At 67.3% G+C, this 22,904-nt stretch carries 23 protein-coding genes; 11 read left to right on the top strand and 12 right to left on the bottom strand.

Annotation, left to right across the window (positions count from 1 at the left end; all coding sequences use genetic code 11):
- The 4 genes from BLU08_RS00455 to BLU08_RS15565 form a co-directional block, all read right to left on the bottom strand.
- On the bottom strand, positions 1-1,500 hold the full coding sequence (locus tag BLU08_RS00455; RefSeq protein WP_090193963.1) for an NAD(P)(+) transhydrogenase (Re/Si-specific) subunit beta: 1,500 nt from the start codon (positions 1,498-1,500) through the stop codon (positions 1-3).
- Positions 1,501-1,502: 2 nt separating this feature from the next.
- The gene (locus tag BLU08_RS00450) at positions 1,503-1,784 is read right to left on the bottom strand and encodes an NAD(P) transhydrogenase subunit alpha (RefSeq protein ID WP_090193961.1); all 282 of its coding nucleotides are present in this window, start codon (positions 1,782-1,784) and stop codon (positions 1,503-1,505) included.
- A gap of 85 nt (positions 1,785-1,869) precedes the next feature.
- Positions 1,870-2,982, bottom strand: a complete 1,113-nt coding sequence (locus tag BLU08_RS00445; protein ID WP_090193959.1) for an NAD(P) transhydrogenase subunit alpha — start codon at positions 2,980-2,982, stop codon at positions 1,870-1,872.
- 36 nt (positions 2,983-3,018) lie between these two features.
- Entirely contained in the window at positions 3,019-3,141 is a 123-nt protein-coding gene (locus BLU08_RS15565) for a hypothetical protein (protein ID WP_255361266.1), read from the bottom strand.
- Between the two features lie 360 nt (positions 3,142-3,501).
- Between BLU08_RS15565 and BLU08_RS00440 the strand changes: the two genes are divergently transcribed.
- The 4 genes from BLU08_RS00440 to BLU08_RS00430 all read left to right on the top strand — a co-directional run bounded on the left by BLU08_RS00440 (position 3,502) and on the right by BLU08_RS00430 (position 7,402).
- Positions 3,502-4,896 carry a sigma-54 dependent transcriptional regulator gene (locus tag BLU08_RS00440; RefSeq protein ID WP_233996171.1) on the top strand — a complete coding sequence of 465 codons (1,395 nt, stop codon included), beginning with the start codon at positions 3,502-3,504 and terminating at the stop codon, positions 4,894-4,896.
- 64 nt (positions 4,897-4,960) lie between these two features.
- Positions 4,961-5,803, top strand: a complete 843-nt coding sequence (locus BLU08_RS15005; RefSeq protein ID WP_157674397.1) for a hypothetical protein — start codon at positions 4,961-4,963, stop codon at positions 5,801-5,803.
- Between the two features lie 3 nt (positions 5,804-5,806).
- Positions 5,807-5,923: an SDR family oxidoreductase gene (locus BLU08_RS00435; protein ID WP_369816847.1), complete on the top strand. Its 117-nt coding sequence runs from the start codon at positions 5,807-5,809 to the stop codon at positions 5,921-5,923.
- 108 nt (positions 5,924-6,031) lie between these two features.
- Positions 6,032-7,402, top strand: coding sequence for an IS1380 family transposase (locus BLU08_RS00430; RefSeq protein WP_090193770.1), 1,371 nt, complete (start codon positions 6,032-6,034; stop codon positions 7,400-7,402).
- 194 nt (positions 7,403-7,596) lie between these two features.
- On the opposite strand, the gene BLU08_RS00425 is transcribed toward BLU08_RS00430, so the two are convergent.
- The 5 genes from BLU08_RS00425 to BLU08_RS00405 all read right to left on the bottom strand — a co-directional run bounded on the left by BLU08_RS00425 (position 7,597) and on the right by BLU08_RS00405 (position 12,933).
- The gene (locus BLU08_RS00425) at positions 7,597-8,754 is read right to left on the bottom strand and encodes an alkaline phosphatase (RefSeq protein WP_090193949.1); all 1,158 of its coding nucleotides are present in this window, start codon (positions 8,752-8,754) and stop codon (positions 7,597-7,599) included.
- Between the two features lie 108 nt (positions 8,755-8,862).
- Positions 8,863-9,990 carry a dihydropteroate synthase gene (gene folP, locus BLU08_RS00420; protein WP_233996028.1) on the bottom strand — a complete coding sequence of 376 codons (1,128 nt, stop codon included), beginning with the start codon at positions 9,988-9,990 and terminating at the stop codon, positions 8,863-8,865.
- Between the two features lies 1 nt (position 9,991).
- Positions 9,992-11,146 carry a site-specific DNA-methyltransferase gene (locus tag BLU08_RS00415; RefSeq protein ID WP_369816805.1) on the bottom strand — a complete coding sequence of 385 codons (1,155 nt, stop codon included), beginning with the start codon at positions 11,144-11,146 and terminating at the stop codon, positions 9,992-9,994.
- 218 nt (positions 11,147-11,364) lie between these two features.
- Positions 11,365-12,288: a sodium:calcium antiporter gene (locus BLU08_RS00410; RefSeq protein WP_090193945.1), complete on the bottom strand. Its 924-nt coding sequence runs from the start codon at positions 12,286-12,288 to the stop codon at positions 11,365-11,367.
- A 30-nt stretch (positions 12,289-12,318) separates the two neighbouring features.
- The gene (locus BLU08_RS00405) at positions 12,319-12,933 is read right to left on the bottom strand and encodes a ribonuclease HII (protein WP_233996027.1); all 615 of its coding nucleotides are present in this window, start codon (positions 12,931-12,933) and stop codon (positions 12,319-12,321) included.
- A 55-nt stretch (positions 12,934-12,988) separates the two neighbouring features.
- Between BLU08_RS00405 and BLU08_RS00400 the strand changes: the two genes are divergently transcribed.
- The 6 genes from BLU08_RS00400 (at position 12,989) to BLU08_RS00375 (ending at position 18,036) form a co-directional block, all read left to right on the top strand.
- Positions 12,989-14,158: a PQQ-dependent sugar dehydrogenase gene (locus tag BLU08_RS00400; RefSeq protein WP_090193941.1), complete on the top strand. Its 1,170-nt coding sequence runs from the start codon at positions 12,989-12,991 to the stop codon at positions 14,156-14,158.
- 12 nt (positions 14,159-14,170) lie between these two features.
- Positions 14,171-14,713, top strand: coding sequence for a GNAT family N-acetyltransferase (locus BLU08_RS00395; RefSeq protein WP_233996026.1), 543 nt, complete (start codon positions 14,171-14,173; stop codon positions 14,711-14,713).
- Between the two features lie 45 nt (positions 14,714-14,758).
- Entirely contained in the window at positions 14,759-15,307 is a 549-nt protein-coding gene (locus tag BLU08_RS00390) for a DUF1285 domain-containing protein (protein WP_090193939.1), read from the top strand.
- Positions 15,308-15,314: 7 nt separating this feature from the next.
- Positions 15,315-15,932 carry a CoA pyrophosphatase gene (locus BLU08_RS00385; RefSeq protein WP_090193936.1) on the top strand — a complete coding sequence of 206 codons (618 nt, stop codon included), beginning with the start codon at positions 15,315-15,317 and terminating at the stop codon, positions 15,930-15,932.
- A 96-nt stretch (positions 15,933-16,028) separates the two neighbouring features.
- Positions 16,029-17,201 (top strand): CCA tRNA nucleotidyltransferase, encoded by a 1,173-nt coding sequence (locus BLU08_RS00380; protein WP_090193934.1) that lies wholly within the window; start codon positions 16,029-16,031, stop codon positions 17,199-17,201.
- 262 nt (positions 17,202-17,463) lie between these two features.
- On the top strand, positions 17,464-18,036 hold the full coding sequence (locus BLU08_RS00375) for a hypothetical protein (RefSeq protein WP_157674396.1): 573 nt from the start codon (positions 17,464-17,466) through the stop codon (positions 18,034-18,036).
- Positions 18,037-18,224: 188 nt separating this feature from the next.
- Here the strand turns inward: BLU08_RS00375 and parC are convergent, their stop codons facing one another.
- Positions 18,225-20,537 (bottom strand): DNA topoisomerase IV subunit A, encoded by a 2,313-nt coding sequence (gene parC, locus BLU08_RS00370; protein WP_090193928.1) that lies wholly within the window; start codon positions 20,535-20,537, stop codon positions 18,225-18,227.
- 203 nt (positions 20,538-20,740) lie between these two features.
- On the opposite strand from parC, the gene BLU08_RS00365 reads away from it, so the two are divergent.
- The gene (locus BLU08_RS00365) at positions 20,741-21,283 is read left to right on the top strand and encodes a type 1 glutamine amidotransferase domain-containing protein (protein WP_090193926.1); all 543 of its coding nucleotides are present in this window, start codon (positions 20,741-20,743) and stop codon (positions 21,281-21,283) included.
- Positions 21,284-21,359: 76 nt separating this feature from the next.
- On the opposite strand, the gene BLU08_RS00360 is transcribed toward BLU08_RS00365, so the two are convergent.
- Together BLU08_RS00360 and BLU08_RS00355 are read right to left on the bottom strand one after the other, a co-directional pair.
- A complete protein-coding gene (locus BLU08_RS00360; protein WP_157674395.1) occupies positions 21,360-22,466 on the bottom strand; it encodes an AI-2E family transporter in 1,107 nt (368 codons plus the stop codon).
- 86 nt (positions 22,467-22,552) lie between these two features.
- Positions 22,553-22,888, bottom strand: coding sequence for a 2Fe-2S iron-sulfur cluster-binding protein (locus BLU08_RS00355; RefSeq protein WP_090193919.1), 336 nt, complete (start codon positions 22,886-22,888; stop codon positions 22,553-22,555).
- Positions 22,889-22,904: the final 16 nt, after the last annotated feature.

Genomic DNA, 22,904 nt, shown 5'->3' with positions numbered 1-22,904 from the left:
TCAGTCGAGCGCCTTGACGATTTCCTCGACCATCTTCTTCGCGTCCGACAGCAGCATGGTCGTCTGGTTCATGTAGAACACGTCGTTATCGACCCCGGCATAGCCTACGCCGCCCATCGAACGCTTGATGAAGAAGACCTGTTTCGCCTTGTCGACGTCGAACACCGGCATCCCGTAGATCGGCGAGGACTTGTCGGTCTTGGCCGCCGGGTTCACCACGTCGTTCGCGCCGATGATGAAGGCGACGTCGCAGTTCGCGAATTCGGAGTTGATGTCCTCGAGTTCGAAAACCTTGTCGTAATCGACCGAGGCTTCGGCCAGCAGCACGTTCATGTGGCCCGGCATCCGCCCCGCGACCGGGTGGATCGCGTATTTGACCTCGACGCCCTTCTCTTCGAGCATTTCGGCCATTTCGCGCAGGGCGTGCTGCGCCTGCGCCACCGCCATGCCGTAGCCGGGAATGATGATGACCTTCTCCGCCTGTTCGAGCATGAAGGCGGCATCTTCCGCGCTGCCCTGCTTGTAGGGCCGCTGCTCGCGCGCCTCGCCGCTGGCGCCGCCGGAATCGTCGGCGCCGAAACCGCCCGCGATCACGCTGAGGAAGCTGCGGTTCATCGCGCGGCACATGATGTAGGACAGGATCGCGCCCGAGGAGCCGACCAGCGCGCCGGTGATGATCATCGCCGTGTTGCCGAGCGTGAAGCCCATCGCGGCGGCGGCCCAGCCCGAATAGGAATTCAGCATCGAGACGACCACCGGCATGTCCGCCCCGCCGATCGGGATGATCAGCAGGAAGCCGATCGCGAAGGCGAGCGCGGCAATCGCGACGATCATCCAGCCTTCGCCCGCCGCCCCCTGCGGCGAAACGGCATAGAGCCCGATCAGGACGAGGATCGCGGCGAGCGTGCCGAGGTTGATGACGTGGCGCGCGGGCAGGAGGATCGGCGATCCGCTCATCCGGCCCGAAAGTTTCAGGAAGGCGATGACCGAACCCGAAAAGGTGATCGCCCCGATCGCGATGCCGAGGCCGAGCTCGATCCGGCTGACCAGCAGGATCTGCCCCGCATCGTCGAGGATCCCGAAGGCCCCGGGATTGAGCCAGGCGGCAAAACCGACCAGCACGGCAGCCATGCCGACAAGGCTGTGGAAGCCCGCGACCAGTTCGGGCATCGCGGTCATGGCGATCCGCCGCGCGATGACGAAGCCGATCGCGCCGCCGATCGCGATGGCGACGACGATCTCGACGATGTTCGAAAGGTCATGAGTGACGAGCGTCGTCGCCACGGCGATGACCATGCCGATCATGCCGTTGCGGTTGCCCGCCCGGCTGGTCGAGGGATGCGACAGCCCGCGCAGCGCGAGGATGAAGAACACCCCCGCGATCAGGTAGGCGAGCGGGACCCAGGCGGGCGTATCGCCCGCGCCGGTGGCGGCATGGGCGGGCGCGGCGACCAGCGCCGCGAGCGCCGCGATGCCGAAGGAGGAAAGCAGGCGGCCCATCCTCACTTCTCCTTCTTCTTGTACATCGCGAGCATCCGTTCGGTCACGGCAAAGCCGCCGAAGATGTTGACGCTGGCCAGCACGACGGCGGCGAGCCCGAGATACTTCGCCACGTCGGACCCCGCCTCGGCGCTGGCGATCAGCGCGCCGACCACGATGACCGAGGAAATCGCGTTCGTCACCGCCATCAGCGGCGTGTGCAGCGCCGGGGTGACCGACCAGACCACGTAATAGCCGACGAAACACGCCAGCACGAAGATCGAGAGGATTGAGATGAAGTCCATTGATTCGCCCCTGTCCGGCACCTGGCCCGCTGATGTCTTCGATTGATCCGCCACCCTGCCCGTATTCGGCACGGCGTGGCCGAGCTTATCCCTTCAGCCTTTCGTTCACCACCGCGCCGTCCTTCGTCAGGCGGATGGCGGTGCCGATCTCCTCGTCGAGGACCGGCTTGCCGGCCTCCTTGTCCCAGAAGGCGGAGAGGAAGTTGAAGTGATTGCGTGAGAACAGCGCCGAGGCGTCGGCGGCGAGGTGGGCGGGCGTGTTCGAATAGCCCATGATCTTGACGCCGTGCCTCACGACGACCTCGTCGGGCTTAGAGCCTTCGACATTGCCCCCCTGCGCCACCGCGAGATCGAAGATCACGCTGCCCGGCTTCATCGTCGCGATCTGCGCGTCCGTGACCAGCACCGGCGCCCTGCGGCCCGGGATCAGCGCGGTGGTGATGACGAGGTCCTGCTTGGCGATGTGGGTGGAAACCAGCTCGGCCTGCTTCGCCTTCTGTTCGTCGGTGAGTTCGGCCGCGTAGCCGCCCTCGCCCGCCGCCTCGAGCCCCTCGGCAAAGACCGCCTTGGCCCCGAGCGAGGTGATCTGTTCGGCAGTTTCGGGCCTCACGTCCGTCGCCGAGACCTGCGCGCCGAGCCGCTTGGCCGTCGCGATCGCCTGGAGCCCCGCAACGCCCACGCCCATGATGAAGACGCGCGCCGCCTGCACCGTGCCCGCCGCCGTCATCATCATCGGGAAGGCGCGGCCATATTCGTCCGCCGCCGCCAGCACCGCCTTGTAACCGGCAAGGTTCGACTGGCTGGAAAGCACGTCCATCGACTGCGCGCGGGTGATGCGCGGCATGAATTCCATCGAAAGCGCCTCGAGCCCGGCCCTGGCATAGGCCTCGACCCGCTCCTTGTGCTGGAACGGATCGAACAGCGCCGCGACCCACGCGCCCGGCCTGGCGCCGGAAAGCAGCGCGACGTCGGGCGCCTGCACGCCCAGCACGATGTCCGCGTCCTTCACGCTCGCCGGCGCATCGCCGATCGCAGCGCCCGCTTCGGCATAGGCCTCGTCGGTGATCGAGGCGGACAGGCCCGCCCCCTGCTCCACCGCGACCTCGTTGCCGAGGCCGATGTACTTCTTCACCGTTTCCGGCGTCGCCGCGACGCGCGTTTCCCCTGCGGCGCGTTCTTTAAGGACTGCGATCTTCACTTGTGCCCCCCAGGTTTCGGCGAATTGTGCGGGTGGTTACCCGGCGATCAGCGAGACGACGAACAGGGTGATGAGGGCGACCACCGGAACGGCCCATTTGAGCGCGGTCATGAACGACTCGTAGGTCGAGCGCGCCTTGTCCATGTCGTGCGATGCCATGCTGCGTATTCCCCTTGATTGTGCGTAACGTGGGTTCCGGCAAAAGGTTGCCGTGAAAAGTGATAGGATGCGCGTTATCCGAGCCTGCCCTCGCGCTCAAGCCCGTGCTGCACCCGCGAAAGCGCCCGCCGGTCCCGCGCCATCATCCGCAACAGGCTTAATCCAGTCTTTACCCGCGCGCCTTAAAGCGGGCCGACGTTTCACCCCGGGACGGTTTGACCGGGGATCGAGGGAGGTCTGCGCACGCCGATGTCGGAAAACTCCATGCCCGATATGGACCGGCAGCCCGCCGCGTGCGCCGACGGGGCGGCCCGCCGCGCGGACGACGAACGGGCGGAGACCGCCGAAACCCGGCTCGTCATGCTGATCGACGACGAACCGGCCCAGAGCCGGCTGATCTGCGCGATCGCCGCGCGGGCGGGCTGGCGCACGCTCGTCGCGCCCGATGCCGAAACCGCGATCGCGATGCTCGGCACGCGCGAGGGAATGCAGTTGTCCGCGATCCTGCTCGACCAGTGGGTGCCGGGCGATGACGCCTGCTCGCTGATCGCCGAGCTCAAGGAACGCCGCCCGGCCCTGCCGATCCTGATGCTGACCACCAGCGCTTCCCCCGTGCTGGCGGTCGAGGCGATGCGGGCGGGGGCGAGCGACTACCTCGTCAAGCCGATCGCGCCCGATCGCCTGATGGAAGCGCTGCGGGCGGTCACCACCCGCGAACGTCAGCGCGACGAACTCGCCCCGCTGACCGAGAAGATGGGCGCCCATCTCGATTTCGACGCGATGATCGGCACCGCGCCCGGTTTCCGCACCGCGCTCGCCCAGGCGGCGAAGGCGGCGCGCGGCCACGGCCACGCCCTGATCGAGGGCGAAAGCGGCACGGGCAAGGAAATGCTGATGCGTGCGATGCACTCGGCGAGCCCGCGGGCGAAGGAACCCCTGCGGATCATCAACATCGCGAGCCTGCCGCCCGGATCGGTCGAATCGGTGCTGTTCGGGCACGAACCGGGCGCCTTTCCGGGCGCCTTCGACCGCCAGATCGGCGCGCTCCAGCATTGCGACGGCGGGACGCTGGTGCTCGACGAGGTCGACCGCCTGCCGCGCAGCGTGCAGCAGCGCCTCGCCGAAGCGCTCGAAAGCGGGATCGTGCGCCCGGTCGGGGCGAGCTACGGCTACCGCATCGACATGCGCCTGTTCGCCACGAGCAACCTTTCGCTGACAGCACTGGTCGAAGGGGACGAATTCGACGCCGAGCTTGGGCGGCGGCTCACCGCGACCCGCATCGTCCTGCCGCCGCTGCGCGAGCGGACGAGCGACATTCCCGCCCTCACCCGCCATTTCCTCGCGCGCATCGGCGAGCAGCCCGGACTAAACCACCTCTCGATCTCCGACAGCGCGCTGGCGCTGCTCGCGGCCTATGACTGGCCGGGCAATGTCCGCCAGCTGCAATCGGTGCTATTCCGCGCCGCGGTCTATTGCGAGGGCGAGACGCTGACGGCGGAAAGCTTCCCGCAGCTGGCCGAACTGGTCGGCGACCGCGGCGAGGCGCCGGTCCCCGCCTTCCACGAAGGCGCGGGCGTGATGCTCTACACCGAGGACGGCAACCTGCGCCCGCTCGAGGAGATCGAGGCGGACGTGATCCGGCTCGCCATCGGCCATTACCGCGGCCGCATGACCGAGGTGGCCCGGCGGCTCGGCATCGGGCGTTCGACGCTCTACCGCAAGCTCTCCGACCTCGGGATCGACAACGCAGCCTGAGCAAGACTGTGCATTATGGTGGCAGAAGCTTCACCCATCGCGGAGCCGGTGCTAGGCATTCTGCATGGGAAAGCCAGCCGCACCATATCAACAAAAACTGTTCAACGACGAGCAACTTGGCTTACGAAGCCACGATGAAATCGTGCGATGGATTGATCAGAAAAGCAAGGTCAGTCCAGGAACAATATTACGCGCGCTAGACCTCAATTTTACCGAAGATGAAAAAGGTGTTTGCCACGCTTGGGGAAAGAATTGGGTTGAACTAGCGGATCATGAGTATCTGAGCGAGCGCACGATCCCCCATTGTCTGAGCGTGTATCTGAGTGGGAACTACCCGAAACATCCTGAACCTCCTCCTCTAGAAGTAAGCCCACCACGCTGGGAACGCTTGATACTCGGCCCCCGCGGGGGATTAATCGGAGCGATCGATCTCTCGTTCTCCATTAAGATCTACCGACCCTTCTTGCATATACGAACACACGAGATCGAAAGAAGTGTATGGTCCGAGTTGGATTTAGAGTTCGATCACCTCTTAGGCGAAAGAGAGTTTGGCATCTGGTCTGATAGGGGAGTGGCAAAAGACGGTTGCACAAATCTAGTTCCTTGTTCATCAACTCCGGCCTCTTCTCTGGCGATCATTCGACATCGTTACGGTCGCTTGGCGATCAAGGGGATTAAATGGGAAAAGATGGACTGGGCACATGAGGAATACAAGGTTTTTGTCGAAGCGAAGACGGAAGTGCGTAGTGCGGGCGAATTATTGAGGCAAATGAACCTCTATCGCACGCATCTTAGCAAGAAAAATAGCTTCTTCTTAGTTGTCGCGCCTCGCGAGAAGGTTCCTGCTGAATTGCCGACAATACTCGATGAGCAAGGAATAAAATTTCTAGCCTATAATGCGAATTAGGATCTGACGGTCTTCGCCACCTCCGCCGAAATGGCCGCGGCGATCCTTTTCCTGCTGAGCGATGCCGCCGCCAACATCACCGGCCACGTGCTGGTGTCGGACGGCGGCTACACTCTCTAGCCCGGATTATTCACCGGCGGTGGTCTGACGGGTTGGCGGGAGTGGCGTAAGCATTTGCATTGTTGTAGGAATGTGGTTGCTTAAGCCAGACCTGCAACGGGGCAAAATATGCCACAGACCACACCCGCCGGATGCGATGATAGCGCGTCCGTATTTTCGTTTCCAGCAGTGCGCGGCAAGAAGGTCACAGCTGCGTTTGACGGCGGCAGGCTGACCTCGGATGGCGGGGTCCTGGTGCTGGCTCAGGCCGAGCGCATGATGGGGCTCTGCCAGCGGCTTGCGGCGTGTATTGCCGATCCGCGCGATCCTGCTCGGGTGGTTCATCGGCTTGAAGATATCCTGCGCGCGCGGATGTTCGCGATCGCCTGCGGCTATGAGGATGCCGATGATCTCGACGCTCTGCGCGATGATCCGGGCTTCCGCCTTGCGCTGGGCAAGCTGCCGGGATCGGGTGCGGGGTTGGCCAGCCAACCGACGATGAGCCGCTGGGAGAATGCGCCGAGCACGCGCGAGCTGGCAAAGATGCTGGGGATCATGATCGACATCTACTGCGCCAGCTACCCCACTCCGCCGGCGGCGGTGACGCTGGATATCGATGACACCTGCGACGTCGTGCACGGCTATCAGCAACTCTCCTTCTGGAACGGACATCATGGGGAGCGCTGCTTCCTGCCGATCCATGTCTACGACACGGCAACGGGCCGGCCGGTGGCGATGCTGCTGCGCACGGGCAAGACGCCTTCGGGCAAGGAGGCGGCAGGGCATATCCGGCGTCTGGTGCGCCATCTTCGCCGCCACTGGCCCGATACCCACATCACCATCCGCGGTGACGGGCATTATGGACGGCCCGAGGTCATGGCCTTCTGCGAGGCGGCCCATGTCGATTACGTGTTCGGTCTGCCGACCAACGCCGCGCTGCGCGCCGATCCCGTCATCGTCACGGCTGCCGATGCCTGTGCGGTCCGCCGCGCCGAGTGCCAACTCCCGGTCCTGCGCAGCTATGCCGAGACCCGCTACGGCGCGAAGAGCTGGAACCGCCAGCGCCGCGTCGTCGCCAGGATCGAGGCCAGCACGCTGGGCATGGATATCCGCTATGTCGTCACATCGCTAACCCAAGGCTCGGCTGAATACATCTATGACACGCTCTACTGTGCGCGCGGGCAGGCCGAGAACCTGATCAAGCTGCACAAGACCCAGCTGGCCAGTGACCGCACCTCGTGCCGGTCGGCGAACGCCAACCAGATGCGCCTGATCCTGCACACCGCTGCCTACTGGCTGCTGTGGCGCGTTCAGCAGGCGATCCCAAAGACCACCGCTCTGGCAAAAGCCGAGTTTACGACCCTGCGCCTGCGGCTGCTCAAGGTTGCTGCCCGCGTCATGGAAAGCGCCACCCGAATCCGCGTAGCGTTCGCCTCTGCGTGCCCCGATGCCGATCTGATGCGTGCCATCGTTCTCGCGCTCAAGCCTGCGCCGACGTAGCGGGCGCGGCAGTGCCGCAGAAACCCCGAGCCAAGTCCTTCAACCAGAAAAGCCCATCGATCACAGCGCGGTGAAACAGACGCCAGCGGTGCCGCACGCCCGCTCTACGCCGCCGCACGCAGCAGTGGCGTCAAGCTCGCACCGAGAGGCGCCCAACCGCATCGCCGTGAATAAGAGAGGCTAGCGGCGGGCGCTCACCAGCTCACCGTCCGGCTCACCCGCTCCTCGCCCCGGTTCCCGCGCAGGGAAAGGGTGAAGGTGCGGTTCTCCCAGTCGATGTCGACAAGGCCGAAATTCTCTTCCGAGATGAAATCGGTCAGCCGCTTGGGATCGGGCTCGCGCGCGGTGTTCGTCGCCGTGTCGTTGAAGGCGAGATTGAGCGAGGAGCTGGTCAGCTCCCAGAATTGCTCGCCGCCCGCCTCGTCCGGCGTGTCGGTGTAGATGCCGCCCGCGTGCCGATCGCCCGAAAGCAGGACCAGCCCGCTTTCCTCGCGGCCCGCGAGCAGGCGGTAGAGCTTCGCGCGTTCGAGCGGCAGGTTCTCCCAGCTTTCGTAGTTGTGCGCGTCGGTCAGCACCTGGATCGAGCTCGCCACGATGCGGAAATCGGCGGGCTTGGCGAGTTCGGCTTCGAGCCATTCCCACTGCGCTTCGCCCAGCATCGTCTTTTCGGGATCATCGCTGGGCACGTAGGGGCCGAGCGGCGGGCGGGTCTCGGAATAGCCCATCGTTTCGAGTTCGGAGCGGAAGAAGCGCGTGTCGAGCAGGATCACCTGCGTTCGCCGCCCGTCCTCGCCGACGATGCGCGAGGAATAGATGCCGGGGCGCTCACGGACATCCTCGGGCGAGCCCCAGAAGGTTTCGAAGATCGTTTCCGACCAGCGCCGCGGGGTGAAGCTCGCCCCCGCATCGTTGAAACCGTAATCGTGATCGTCCCACACCGCCATCATCGGCACGGCCTCGCGGAAGGCGGCGAGTTCGGGGGTTTCGGCCTGCTTGGCATAGGCGGCGCGCAAGGAACCGAGCGCGGCATCGCCGTCCCAGCCGTTGTCGCCGTAGTTGTTGTCGCCGATGAACAGGAAAAGCTGCGGATCGGCTGCCGCGATCCGGGCCCACATGTGCTGCGAGCGGCTCTGGTGGTTGCAGCTGCCGACCCCGATCCGGGTCAGCACCGTGTCCTCGGCGAGGCTCGCCCCGGGAGGCGCGACCGGCAGGTCGATCTCGGTTTCGAGCCTGGCGTAATAGGGCGCGAGCACGTCCTCGGCCGAAAGTTCGACCTGCGGGTTGGCGGAAAGCGGCGCGAGGGCGGCAATCGTCGCGGTTCCGGCCGCGGCGAGGAGAAGCGGAAAGCGCATGGGCGATGGTTCCTTCTGGGGTTTCCTGCGGAGGGTTGCTGGGGGTCCCTTGCCCCCGCTCCATGACGCGATTGCGACAGCGCGCAAGGGGCTTTCGCCCCGACCCGGTCAGTCGAAGCCCGGCAGCTGGCTGAAATCGGTCAGCGCCGCGTCCCTCAGCCCGCGCCAGACATTGCGCGCCTGCACCGTCTCGGCAACGTCGTGGACGCGCAGGATGTGGACCCCGGCTTCCATCGCCCTGACCGCGAGCGCGATCGACCCGGCGAGGCGATCCTGCGGTCCCTCCTCGTGCGAGAGCGCGCCGATCATGCGCTTGCGGCTCACGCCCACCAGCAGCGGCGATCCGAGCGCATGGAACAGCGGCAGGGCGTTCAGCAGCGCGAGATTGTCGGCGAGCGACTTGCCGAAGCCGATCCCCGGGTCGAGCACGATGTTCGCCTCCGCGATCCCGCCGCCGATCGCCTTTTCGCGGGCGAGGCGGAGGAAATCGAACACCTCGCTCACCACGTCCGTGTAATTGCCGCCCTCGTGAAGATCCGCTCCCGCGCCGGGCGCGTGCATCAGCACGACCGGGCATTCGTATTGCGCGACGAGTTCGAGGCTCCGCGGATCATAGCGCAGCGCGGAAACGTCGTTGGCGATATGCGCGCCCGCCGACAGCCCCTGTTCGAGCACGCCCGCGCGCCTGCTGTCGACGCTGATCGCCGCGCCCATCGCGGCGCAGGTGCGGACAGCGGGCACGACGCGTTCGATCTCCTCGGCCTCGAAAGTCGGCTCGGCCCCGGGCCGCGTGCTTTCCCCGCCGATGTCGATGATCGCCGCGCCAGCTTCCAGCATGGCGGCGGCGTGGGCGCGCAGGGCCTCGGGATCCTCGTGGAACGCGCCTCCGTCGGAAAAGCTGTCGGGGGTCACGTTGAGCACGCCCATCACCTGCGGCTGGTCGAGCCGGATCACCCGTTCGCCCGCGTTCAACGGGGCGTGGACCCTGGCGAGGTTGGCCCATTGGCGGCGGGCCTCGCCCTCTTCGAGCGGGCCGAGCCCGGCGAAGGCGCTTTCGGCATCGGCCGGGCCGAAGAGGCTGCGGTCCACCACCCGTTCCCCGTCGCGCAGGACCAGCGCGAAGCGGCTCGCATAGGCCATCGACCCGCCCAGCCGGATCGCGCCCGGCCCGTGCTCGCCCGCCTCGGCCTGCGGGCCGGAGGCGAGCGTCACGGGATGGAGATAGACCGATCCCACCTCAATCCTCGGCGGCGAGGAGATAGAGCTGGCGCGCGGCATCTACGGGGACGATCTCGCCGTCCTTCTCGTAATGCCAGAAGCTCCATCCATTGCACGAGGGCGCGCCCTGGAGATCCTTGCCGAGGCCGTGGATCGAGCCGGTCTGCCCTTCGCAATCGAGCGACCCGTCCGCCCGCACGATCGCGCGCCAGCGGCGCTTCTTGTCGAAGACCACGGTGCCGGGCGCGATCAGTCCGGTTTCCACCACTGTCCCGAAGGCGACACGGGGCGCGGATTTCCTCGATTGCATGGTCTTCAACGCGCTCTCGTCGAGCGGCAGTTCCTTCTCGATCCGTTTGAGAGCGACCTCGCGGTAGAAACCTTCCCGTTCGCAGCCGATCCACTGGCGCCCCAGCCGTTTCGCCACCGCCCCGGTCGTGCCGGTGCCGAAGAAGGGATCGAGCACCACGTCGCCCTGTTCGGTCGTCGCCAGCAGCACGCGGTAGAGCAGCGCCTCGGGCTTCTGCGTCGGATGCGCCTTGCGCCCGTTCTCCTTCAGCCGCTCGCCCCCGGCACAGATCGGGATCACCCAGTCGGAACGCATCTGCAGTTCGTCGTTGAGCGTCTTCATCGCCCGGTAGTTGAAATGATAGCGCGCCTTTTCCCCCATGCTCGCCCAGATCAGCGTCTCGTGGGCATTGGTGAAGCGCGTGCCCTTGAAATTGGGCATCGGATTGGTCTTGCGCCAGACGATGTCGTTGAGGATCCAGAAGCCGATGTCCTGCAGGATCGCGCCCACGCGGTAGATGTTGTGGTAGCTGCCGATGACCCAGAGCGACCCGTCGGGTTTCAGCACGCGGCGCGCTTCGGTCAGCCAGTGCCGGGTGAAATCGTCATAGGCGCGGAAGGAATCGAACCGGTCCCAATCGTTGGTCACGGCATCGACATGGCTGCCGTCGGGCCGGTTGAGGTCGCCCCCCAGCTGCAGGTTGTAGGGCGGATCGGCGAAGATGCAGTCGATGCTGTTGTCGGGCAGGGTCCGCATCGCCTCGATGCAGTCGCCCGCCAGGATCTCGCCGAGCGGAAGCGTCTCCGGCGCAGGGGCAGGCGCCTGGGCGGGTGCGCTCGCACGGGTTTTCCCGCCCGTCCCCGCGCGCATCTTCGCCGTCTCCATCACGCCCACGCCGTCTCTCCCCTGTGCCTTGAATGCCGAAGTTATCCACAGCCATGAGTCCAAGCGGACTCTCCGTCAACCCGGTAAATCCTGCGCGATCATGGTTGAGAAACGGTGAGCGGGGCGGAACGAAACGGGACCGCAACAAGATATGGAGTCCGCCCCGGGCGCCCGGACTCCAGATGGGGTGGTGTGGCCGGAAGGACTCGATCCCGCGGCTAACTGAAGACCAGCACCACGTTCCCGGCAAAGGCCGCGACCAGCAGCGCGCCGGTCGTCCGTCCGATCCGTTTCGCCTGCCACAGCAGCGCGAGCAGGAGCACCGCGCTCGCAGTCAGCAGCGCCATCTGCACCCCCGCGAGCTCGGCGGGCAGCGGAAAGGGCGCGATGCTCATGGTCGCCCCGCCGATGAGCAGGATATTGTAGATGTTCGAGCCCACCACATTGCCGAGCGCGAGCCCCGGCTGGCCGCGCAGCGCGGCGGCGATCGAGGCGGCGAGTTCGGGGAGCGAGGTGCCCACCGCGACCACGGTGAGACCGATCACGGTTTCGGGCACTCTCAGGATCGTCGCAAGCTGGATCGCGCCGAAGACCAGCGCGTTGCCGCCCGCGACAAGCACGCCGAGCCCGCCGAGGAACAGCAGCACCGCGAGCAAGGTGCGCACGGGCGCCGCCTCCGCACCGGTGTCGGGCGGAGAGCTTCCGGGATGGCGATAGCGCCACACGATGTAGGCGACGATCCCGACAAGCAAGACGCCGCCGACCCAGCGCGCCCCGATCCCCGAGAGCGCCAGCGCCCACAGCACCAGCGTCACGCCGAGCGCGGTCACCGCATCGCGCTTTCCCGTCCCTACCAGTTCGATCGGCGCGACCACCGCGGCAAGGCCCAGGATCAGGAGCGTGTTCGCGAGGTTGGAGCCGATGATGTTGCCCCACGCGATCTCGGGCGATCCCGACAGGGCCGCTTGCACGCTCGCCACCATTTCCGGCATCGAGGTGGCGAAGCCGACGATGACGAGCCCGGTGAAGAGCGTCGACACGCCGATCCTCCGCGCGATGCCCACCGCGCCGCGCACCAGCAGTTCACCGCCCACGGCAAGGCCGGCGAGCCCGGCGACGGCGTAGAGGATCGCCTCGATCATAGGCCCGGGCGCATAGCCCAAAGGGCGCGTCTAGAGAAGCGTGGCCTGCGCGACGGGCGCGAAGGATCGGCGGTGCAACGGGCTCGGTCCATAAAGGCGCAATGCCTCGCGGTGCCGGGCCGTTCCATAGCCCTTGTTGCTCTCCCAGCCGTAGGCGGGATAGGCCCGCGCGGCCTCGATCATCAGGCGGTCGCGCCATTCCTTGGCAATGATCGAGGCGGCGCTGATGCAAGGTTCGGTTGCGTCCCCGCCGACGATCGGGCGCGCGGGCCAGCGCCAGCCGGAACAGCGTCCGTGCGGGGTCAGGTTGCCGTCGATCAGCACCTCTTGCGGACCGTCTCCGAGCGCGGCGCAAAGCTCGCCGACGCAGCGGGTCATCGCCTCCATCGTCGCCATGAAGATGTTGAGCCGGTCGATCTCCTCGGGCTCGACCACCGCCACCGCCCAGCGGCAGTTCGCGCGGATCAGCAGGTCGAGTTCGGCACGGCGCGCGGGCACAAGCGTCTTGGAATCGGCGAGCCCAGCCGGTATCGGGGCGCACAGCACCACGGCAGCCGCGACGACCGGCCCGGCCAGCGGTCCTCGCCCGGCTTCGTCGACGCCGATCACGGGGCCGATTGCCGGGCCGATCGCGGGGCGTTTCACGGGCCGGGAGCCGGGCCTTGCGGCCCCCACACAGGTATCGGGAGTTGGATCATCCATGACAGATCTTAAAGCGTTCGCCCTCGCCTTTTCCCTTCCCGCGCTCGCTCTCGCAAGCTGTGCCCGGGCGGATTCCGGGGATAGCGCCGCCCAGGCGGACGCGGAAGGAGCCGAGCGCCCCTTCACGAGCGAGGTCATGGCGACTTTCGAGGAACCCTGGGCGATCGAATTCGCGCCGGGCACGGCGATGCTGTTCGTGACCGAGCAGGGCGGCAGCCTCAAGGTGATGGACACCGCGACCGGCGCAATCGGCACGGTCTCGGGCGTGCCCCCGGTCGATTACGGCGGCCAGGGCGGCCTCGGCGACATCGCCTTCCTTCCGGGCGAGGCGGACGGGGACCTTGCGGGCCGGACGATCTACCTCTCCTTCGCCGAGGCGGGCGAGGGGGACACGCGCGGCGCGGCGCTGGGGCGCGGCACGCTCGAATGCGGCGCGGTCGATGCCTGCGCGATCGAAGGCTTCGAAGTGATCTGGCGGCAGGCGCCCAAGGTGACGGGCCGCGGGCACTATTCGCACCGCATCCAGGTCTCGCCCGACGGGCAGCATCTCTTCGTCGCGAGCGGCGACCGGCAGAAGCAGACCCCTGCCCAGGACCTTTCGAACACGCTGGGGACGATCGTGCGCCTCGACCTCGACGGCTCGCCCGCCGCGGGCAACCCCTTCGCGGACCGCGAAGGCGTGCCCGACGAGATCTGGTCATACGGCCACCGCAACATCCTCGGCATGGATTTCGACGCGCAGGGCCGGTTGTGGGAGACCGAGCACGGGCCGAAGGGCGGCGATGAACTCAACATCGTCGAACGCGGGGCGAATTACGGCTGGCCCGAACGGTCCGACGGCATCAACTATGACGGCTCGCCGATCCCCGACCATGCGCCGGACGACGGCTTCACCAAGCCCGAAGTCAGCTGGACCCCGGTGATCGCGCCGGGCGACATGATCATCCATTCGGGCACGATGTTCGACACCTGGAAAGGCGACGCGCTCATCACGGGTCTTTCGACCGAGGCGCTGATCGTCGTCGCGCTCGAAGGCGACAGCGCGCGCGAGATCGCCCGGCACGACATGGACAACCGCCTGCGCTCGATCGAGGAAGGGCCGGATGGCGCGGTCTGGGTGGCCGAGGACGGCGAGGAGGGCCGCCTGCTCAAGCTCACCCCGCGCTGATCGCCCGCACGCGTGACCACCGACAGCGCCACTCTCATCCCGCTCGCCGCGGTGCCCCCGGCGATGGTCGAGGAACTGCTCGACCGGGCCTTCGGCGAGGGCCGCCACGCGCGCACCGCCTATCGCATCCGGGCCGGGATGGAGGCGCTGGACGCGCTCAGCTTCGCCGCGCTCGACGAAGACGAGATGCTGGTCGCGACGATCCAGTGCTGGCCCGTCGCGCTGGTGACGGCGGAGGGCCGACCGGTCCCGCTGGTGATGGTCGGCCCCGTCGCGGTCCTGCCCGAACGCCAGGGCGAGGGCTTCGGCAAGGGGCTGATGGCGGCGATGCTCGATGCCGAGGGGCGGCTCGGGCGCGAAACCGGCGCGAGCTTTCCGCAGGTCCTGATCGGGGATGCGGACTATTACGGGCGCTGGGGCTTCACCAACGCGCACACGCGCGGCTGGCGCTGCCCCGGTCCCTATGAACAACAGCGCCTGCTTGCGCGCGGCGCGGCGCTGGCGGCCATGCCGGAGGAGGGAATGCTGGGGCCGTGGCCTGACCCCGCGTGCTAACCCCCTTCACGGGAACGCGCGGTTCTGGCAACGCATTTCCCCACCATGCCCTACGAACCGCCTCCCTATCTCGCCGAACTCACCCTTGCCGAAATCGCCGAACACGTCGCGGCGCGCAAGAGCCCCCCGGTCGAGAACTGGGCGCCGGGAAGGCTCGGCGAAAGCGATATGCGGATCGCCGCCGACGGGACCTGGTATCACGCGGGCGACCCGATCACCCGCCCCGCCATGGTCCGCGCCTTTTCCGGACTCCTCACCCGCGACGAAACCGGCCAGCATTGGCTGATGACCCCGTTCGAGAAGCTCTCGATCGAGGTCGACGACGCCGCCTTCGTCGCGGTCGACTGCGCCCTGAAGGAGGGCGAGATCGTCTTCCGCCTCAACACCGACGAACTGGTCGTCGCCGGGCCGGACAATCCGCTGCGCGCGGCGGGCGATCCGGACACGCCCGCGCTCTACCTGATGGTGCGGCGCGGCTGCGAGGCGCGGTTGAACCGCTCGACCTACACCCAACTGGCCGAGATCGCGCTGGCGACCAATGGCGATGAATGGATCGTCTCGAGCCAGGGCGCGATCTTCTCGCTGGTCCCCTGACACGCGGATGGGGAACCTGTTCGACCGGCTTTCGGCAAGCCTCGCGCGGGGCCACCAACGCGACATTCCCGATCTTCTGTCGGACGCCCGTTTCGCCACCGGCGAATCGAAACCCGCCGCCGTGCTGATCGCCGTGACGGAGCGCGCCGAACCGGGTGTCCTCCTCACCCAGCGCCCCAAGGGGATGCGCGACCATCCGGGACAGGTCGCCTTTCCCGGCGGCAAGCTCGATCCGGGCGAGGACGCCATCACCGCCGCCCTGCGCGAGGCGGAGGAGGAGCTGGCCATCCCGCGCGAGGCGGTGCGGGTGGTGGGCGAAACCGACCGCTACCAGACCGGGACCGGCTTCATCGTCACCCCCGTCCTCGCGGTGATCCCGCCCGACCTGCCGCTCGTGCCCCACCCGAGCGAGGTCGCGGCGTGGTTCGAGGCGCCGCTCGCGCTGCTGCTCGACGAGACCGCGTGGACGACCAACGAGGTGTTCTGGCGCGGGGCGATGCGGCGCTATCTCGAGATGGACTATTCGGGCTTTCGCATCTGGGGCGTGACGGCGGCGATCATCGCCAACCTCGCCCGGCGGATCGCGGTGGAGGAAGCGCTGCCCGGCGCGCGGCAGGAACGCTAGGCCGAGCGGGGTTGTGGGACACGCCCGCTTTTCGGTAATCCCCCCTCGCAACGACACGAAGGGCGCCGGCAGGGACCGGCGCGGACAGGGGCGCGGGTGGGACATTCGCTTGAAACGGCAGGCTGGACCAGGCGAGCGGGCCTCGCGGCGCTCACCCGCGCGCTCGGGGCGGAGGACATCCGCTGGGTCGGCGGGGCGGTGCGCGACGGCCTTCTCGGCATCGAGGTGCACGATGTCGACTGCGCGACGCGGCTGCTGCCCGAGACGGTGATCGAGCGCTGCGCACAGGCGGGGATCAGGACGGTGCCGACGGGCATCGAACACGGCACGGTCGCCGCCCTCGTCGAAGGCGGCCCGGTCGAGGTGACGACCTTGCGCCACGACGTCTCGACCGACGGACGCCGCGCCACGATCCGCTTCGCGAGCGACTGGCGCGAGGACGCGGCGCGGCGCGATTTCACGATCAACGCGCTCTATGCCCATCCCGAAACGCTGGAGATCGCGGATTATTTCGGCGGGCTCGATGACCTTGCCGCCCGGCGGGTGCGTTTCATCGGGGACCCGCGCGCGCGCATCGCCGAGGATCACCTGAGGATCCTGCGCTATTACCGCTTCCAGGCGCGCTTCGGGGCCGAGCTCGACGCGGACGCCGAAAAGGCCTGTGCCGACATGGCCGCCACGCTCAAGGGGCTCTCGCGCGAGCGGATCGCGAACGAACTCCTTGCCCTGCTCGCGCTGGCCGATCCCCACCCGACCATCGCGCGAATGCACGCGCGCGGCGTGCTCGGCGTGATCCTGCCCGAGGCCTGTGCGAAACATGTCGAGGGCCTCGCCCGGCTCGTCGCGGCCGAACGCGCGCAGGGTTTCGCGCCCGAGCCGCTGCGCCGCCTCGCCGCGCTGCTGCCGCCTTCGCGCGATGTCGCCGAAACGGTCGCGGCCCGGCTGCGGCTGTCGAAGGCGCAGCGCGCGCGGCTCGTCACCGCGGCCGAACGCAGGGACGAGGATGCCGCCGCGATGCACGCCCTCGCCTACCGCGCCGGGACCGATTGCGCCATCGACCGGCTGCTCCTTGCCGGTGCCGATGCCCGTCCGCTCGCCGGGTGGGCGCCGCCCGTCTTTCCGCTGAAGGGGGGCGAGATCATCGCGCAAGGCGTGACCGCCGGGCCGCAAGTTGCGAAAATTCTGCGGGCGGTCGAGCGACGCTGGATTGCGGAGGGCTTTCCGGATGATGCGCGGCTCAGTCAGATCCTTGCCGAGGAAATCGGCTAAGCGATTGATAATGCGTTCAGGGACCCTTCATCGCGCAGGTGGCATACCTTGTTCCGGGTCGTCCGTGTTGTCACACCTGTCGTTTTTCCCTAGGGAACCGCTTGCGCGTTTTGCACATTCACCTTGCGCGCGCATCCATCCGCACCTGGCATCGGCCGGGGCTTCGTTGCCCCGATCTTCGCTTGGTGCCGTGCGTCCGGCCCGCGTCGCCCGCTCGTTCGCGGCGGCGTCTCGTTGAACTGAAGAACGGAGTATTCTGACGATGAAACTTGCCAAGCTGGCTATCCTGGCCACCGCCATGGCGGCGACCCCGATCGCGGCTTCCGCGCAGGACGTGGGCGATACGATCTACGGCAATGACGGCAACCCGATCGGCACGGTCACCGTGACCGACGATGCGACCGTCACGGTCGACACCGGCACCTACGAGGCGCCCCTGCCCCGCAACGCGATTGCCGAACGCGCGATCAACGACGCGGGCGACATGGGCTTCCGCGTCGAAGCGACCAAGCAGCAGATCGACGGCATGATGCAGCAGCAGGTCGCGCAGCAGCAGGCCGAAGAGCAAGCGCGCGAGGCCGAACTCGCCCGGGCCGAAGCCGAAGCGATGGAGAAGCTCGACGAACTGCTCGTCGTGGGCGCGCCGATCGTGACCGCGGACGAACAGCCGCTGGGCATGGTCGAAACGATCGAGAACGACGGCGAGATCATCGTCGTCAAGGCCGAGGAAGAACTCATCAGCCTGCCGCGCGACCTGATGTGGGTCGACGAGGAAGGCACGATCATGGCGCGCGCCAACTATTCCGACATCATGGCCGCCGCCCAGGGCGGCTGAGCCTCGCTTCACGCACCGTCTGGTCGGACGAAAGGGTCGGCAGGATCGCTCCTGCCGGCCCTTTCTCGTTTGCGCAGCGCATCCGCGCCGCGATCTTCTCGCTCACATGGTCCCAAGGCTGCATCGCTGCGGACGGGCCTGCGCCCTTGCGGCGACGCCTTCGCCGGCCGGCAAGCGGCCGCGCGGAATCAATCGAAGCGGTTGTCCCTCGGGAAGCCCTGCGGCGGCATCCGCCCCGCCGCGCCGCGCGCGACCTTCCATTGCCAGATCTCGTTTTCGGTCCGGGTGCGTCCCTGCGCGCCGCCCATAGTCCAGCTCAGCCCGTCCTCCAGCCGAAAGGTCGTCGCGTCCGAAAGCCCGCCGTCGCGGTAACGCTGCAACTGGACGCCTTGCCCGCGCGCCATTTCGGGCATTTCCTCGATGTTGAAGACGATCAGCCTGCGGTTGTCGCCCACGGCGGCGACGTGATCGTGCTCGGGCGGGACCTGCCGCACCACCTGGAGCCTCGCCCCGCCCTTCAGGTTGACCACCTGCCGGCCCTTGCGCGTCTCGGCCAGCAGGTCGTCGCTCTTCGCGAGAAAGCCCTTCCCGCTCGACGCCGCGAGGAGCAGCTTTCCGCCCGCCCTGTGGACGAGCATGTTGGCGATCGAGCTTTCCGCGTCGAGGTCGATCATGGTCCGCACCGGCTCGCCGAATCCGCGCGCCCCGGGCAGCTTGTCGCAGCCGAGCGTGTAGAAGCGCCCGTCGGTCCCCGCGATCAGCAGCTTGTCGGTGGTCTGCGCGTGCGCGATGAAGGCGAGCGCGTCGCCTTCCTTGTACTTGAATTCCTGGTCGAGCGGGACGTGCCCCTTGGCCGCGCGGATCCAGCCCTTCTGCGAGAGGATGACCGTCACCGGCTCCTTCTCGATCATCGCGTCCATGCTGAATTCGACCGCCGGCGCCGCTTCCTCGATCCGCGTGCGGCGTGCGCCGAGCGGGGTGTCCTCGGCATAGTCCTTGCGAAGCGCCCTGAGGTCGCGCTTCAATCGCGTGCGCTGGCGGGCCGGGCTTTCCAGCAGCGCGGTCAGCTCCGCCTGTTCTGCGAGGAGGTCGTCCTTTTCCTTGCGAAGCTGCATTTCCTCGAGCTTCCGCAAGGACCGCAGCCGCATGTTCAGGATCGCCTCGGCCTGCCGGTCGGTGAGGCCGAATTCCTCCATCATCACCGGCTTGGGTTCGTCCTCGGTGCGGATGATCTCGATCACCCGGTCGAGGTTGAGGAAGGCGATGATGTAGCCTTCGACCAGTTCCAGCCGCTTTTCGATCTGGTCGAGCCGGTGGCGGGTGCGGCGCTGGAGGATGTCGATCTGGGCGGCGACCCAGTTCGCCAGCAGTTCCTTCAGCCCCATCACCATCGGGGTGCGCTTCGCATCGAGCACGTTGAGGTTGAGCCCGAAGCGGGTTTCGAGGTCGGTCAGCTTGAACACGCTCTCCTTGAGCAGGTCGGGATCGACATTGCGCGACCGCGGCACGAGGACGATGCGGATGTCCTCGTCGCTTTCGTCGCGCACGTCCTCGAGGATGGGGAGCTTCCGGTCGGCGATGGTCGCGGCGATCTGCTCGATCAGCTTGCCCTTGGCGACCTGGAACGGGATTTCGGAGATGACGAGCTGCCATTGCCCGCCGCCCAGCCGTTCGATGCCCGCCTCCCGGTCGGCCGCGTTGCCCGATTCCGGCGCGCGGAACACGCCGCGCACCCGGAACGAGCCGCGCCCGGTGGCATAGGCCTGCGAGATCGCCTCGGGGCTGTCGACGATCCGGCCGCCGGTGGGAAAGTCCGGCCCGGCGAACAGTTCCATCAGCCGCGCGTGCTCGACATGGGGGTTGTCGATCAGTTCAAGCGTGGCGTCGATGATTTCCGCGACATTGTGCGAGGGAATATTGGTCGCCATGCCGACCGCGATCCCGCTCGACCCGTTGGCGAGCAGGTTCGGGAACAGGCCGGGCATAAGCTCGGGTTCCTGTTCCTCGCCGTTGTAGGTCGGCAGGAACGTGACCGTGCCTTCGTCGAGGCCCGCCATCAGTTCCATCGCGGTCCGCGTCAGCCGCACCTCGGTATAGCGGTAGGCGGCCGCGTTATCGCCGTCGATATTGCCGAAATTGCCCTGCCCCTCGACCAGAGGATAGCGCAGCGAGAACGGCTGCGCGAGGCGGACCATCGCGTCATAGGCGGCAACGTCGCCGTGGGGGTGATACTTGCCGACCACGTCGCCGACGACGCGCGCGGATTTCTTGAAAGCGCTGTCGGGCCTGAGGCCGAGCTGGCGCATCGCCCAGAGCAGGCGGCGGTGGACCGGCTTCAACCCGTCGCGCAGGTCGGGCAGCGAGCGCGCGGTGATGGTCGAAAGCGCATAGACGAGATAGCGCTCCTCGAGCGCGGCGTCGAAGGGCGCGTCCACGATCTGGTCGAAAGGATCGTCCGGCGGTGGCGGGGCGGGTGCGCCGGGAGCGGGGGTGTCTGCCATGCTTAAGCCCCTAGCAAGCCGCGCGCGCGGGCGGGAGAGGGGTTTCCACAGGCTCGCGCGGGGGAGCGGCCGGCGAGCGTTGGCGGCGCAGGGCGCGGAAAGCCCCACGACCCGGCTGGCCCGCGCCACCGGCGAGCGCGCCCGGCGGAACGCGGCCCCTTCGTCCTCCGTTGATCGAACGAATGGACAAAGGAGGAAACCCGATGAAAAGGATTCTCATCATCGCCACCGACGGTTTCGAGCAGTCGGAGCTTTTCGAACCGCGCCGGATCCTGTCCGAAGCGGGCGCCGACGTGAAGGTCGCCAGCCCCGATGCGGGCTCGATCAAGGGCTGGAACAAGACCGACTGGGGCGACAGCATCGCCGTCGACATGACCCTGGACGAGGTTTCGACCGGCGATTTCGATGCACTGGTGCTGCCCGGCGGCCAGATCAATCCCGACATGCTGCGGCTAGAACCGCGCGCGGTCGAACTGGTGCGCGAATTCGCCTCCGCCGGAAAGCCGGTCGCGGCGATCTGCCACGCGCCCTGGCTCCTGATCGAGGCGGGAATCGTCGAGGGCAAAACGGCGACGAGTTGGCCCTCGGTCCGCACCGATCTCGCCAATGCCGGGGCGAAGGTGGTCGACCGCGAAGTGGCGATCGACGGCAACATCATCACCAGCCGCAAGCCCGACGACGTCGACGCCTTCGCCGGGGCGATCATGGAAGCGCTCGCGATGGAAAAGGCGGGCGAAAACGCCTGATCTTCACCGGCACGGCTTTGCCCGGCCGATCGCCCCGTCGTGCCCCGCGGCCCGGCGGGGTTTTCGCGTGCGGCCCTCAATCCGGCCTGCGGTAATCCTCGAGCTCCTCCATCGTCGAACAATCGGTCAGCAGCAGGGCAAAACCCTTGGTCCGGTCGAAATGGGCCATCACCATCGTCAGCAGCACCGTCAGCGGCACCGCCAGCAGCGCGCCCGGAATACCCCACAGGATGGTCCAGAACATCAACGCGACCAGCACGACCAGCGGCGAAATCGCGAGCCGGCGGCCCATCAGCTTGGGGTCGATGAAATTGCCGATCACCTGCTCGATCGCCAGCAGCCCCGACCCGATGATCAGCGCGGTCCCGAAATCGCGCGTCACCAGCACGTAGATCACCGGCAGGGTCCCGCTGATGATCGAACCGGCAGTCGGGATGAAATTGAGCAGCACCGTCAGCACCGCCCACAGCAGCAGGTAATCGACCCCGAAGATCGCCAGCCAGCCGACATAGAGCAGGGCGCTGAGCACGCTCAGGATGAAGCGGGTGACGAAATAGGCGCGGAACTTCTGCCCGACCGACCGGCCGATCTCGCGCCAGCGCCGGTCGTGGTCATCGCGCGAAACCGCCTGGATCTTGGCCTGCCAGTTGTCCGCCTCGGTCAGCATCAGCAGCATGAGGAAGACGATGAGGATGATTCCCCCCAGGGTGCTCGCCGTGATGTCGAGCGCGGTGAGCGCCGCCCCGGTCAGCGTCCCGCTCGAAGCAAGCGCGCTGTCGCCCGCGTCCGGCCCGTCGGTGAGGAAGTCGGGCAGCGCCACCGGCAGCGCGCCGAGCCGGTCCTGCACCGCGGGCGCGACATTGCTCGCAAGGCCGTAGACCTGCTGCACGGCGAGCCCCAGCGCAAAGAGGAACAGGGCGAGGATCGCGACCACCACCAGCATCCCCACCAGCGCGCCGGTCCATTCGAGCCGACGCGGCATCCGCCTGCGGATCGGATCGACCAGCGGCCAGACCCCGAGTGCGAGCAGCAAGGCGGCGAACAAGGGGATGGTGATCGTCATCGTCTGGAGCAGCAGCCAGAACACCGCAGCAAAGGCGATCGCGCCGAGAAACGCCCGGCGCACCGGGGCGCTGATCGACGGTTCGGGCGACATCGGGGCCTTGGCGCGTTCTTCTGCCATGCACATCGTGCAACGGTGCGCGATGCGGGGCGTTCCTTGCGAACGCGGCGTGACCGGGACGCAACGTTCGGGTCCTGCCCGTCCGCCTACATCCGCCGCGCGTCGACGCTTTCGCCGGGCACGGTGACGGTCAGCCCGTCCATCGCCTCGGTCAGTTCGATCTGGCAGGACAGGCGGCTCGTGCGGCGCACCCCGGCGGCGAAATCGAGCATGTCCTCCTCCTCCTCGCTCGCCTGCGCGAGGCGGTCGAACCATTCGGGCGCGACGACGACGTGGCAGGTCGAACATGCCATCTGCCCCTCGCAGGTTCCCTCGAGCGGCAGGCCCGCCGCCTGCCCCACGCGCAGCAGGCTGTCGCCCGGCTCGCCCTCGGCTTCGACCACGCGGCCATGGGGATCGATGAAACGGACCTTCACGCTCATCCTGCCATCCTCGCAA

It is taken from the genome of Erythrobacter sp. HL-111 (assembly GCF_900105095.1).
GTDB lineage: Bacteria > Pseudomonadota > Alphaproteobacteria > Sphingomonadales > Sphingomonadaceae > Erythrobacter.
Note: the sequence above shows the minus strand (reverse complement) of the source record. Positions and strands in the feature narration are given on the sequence as shown.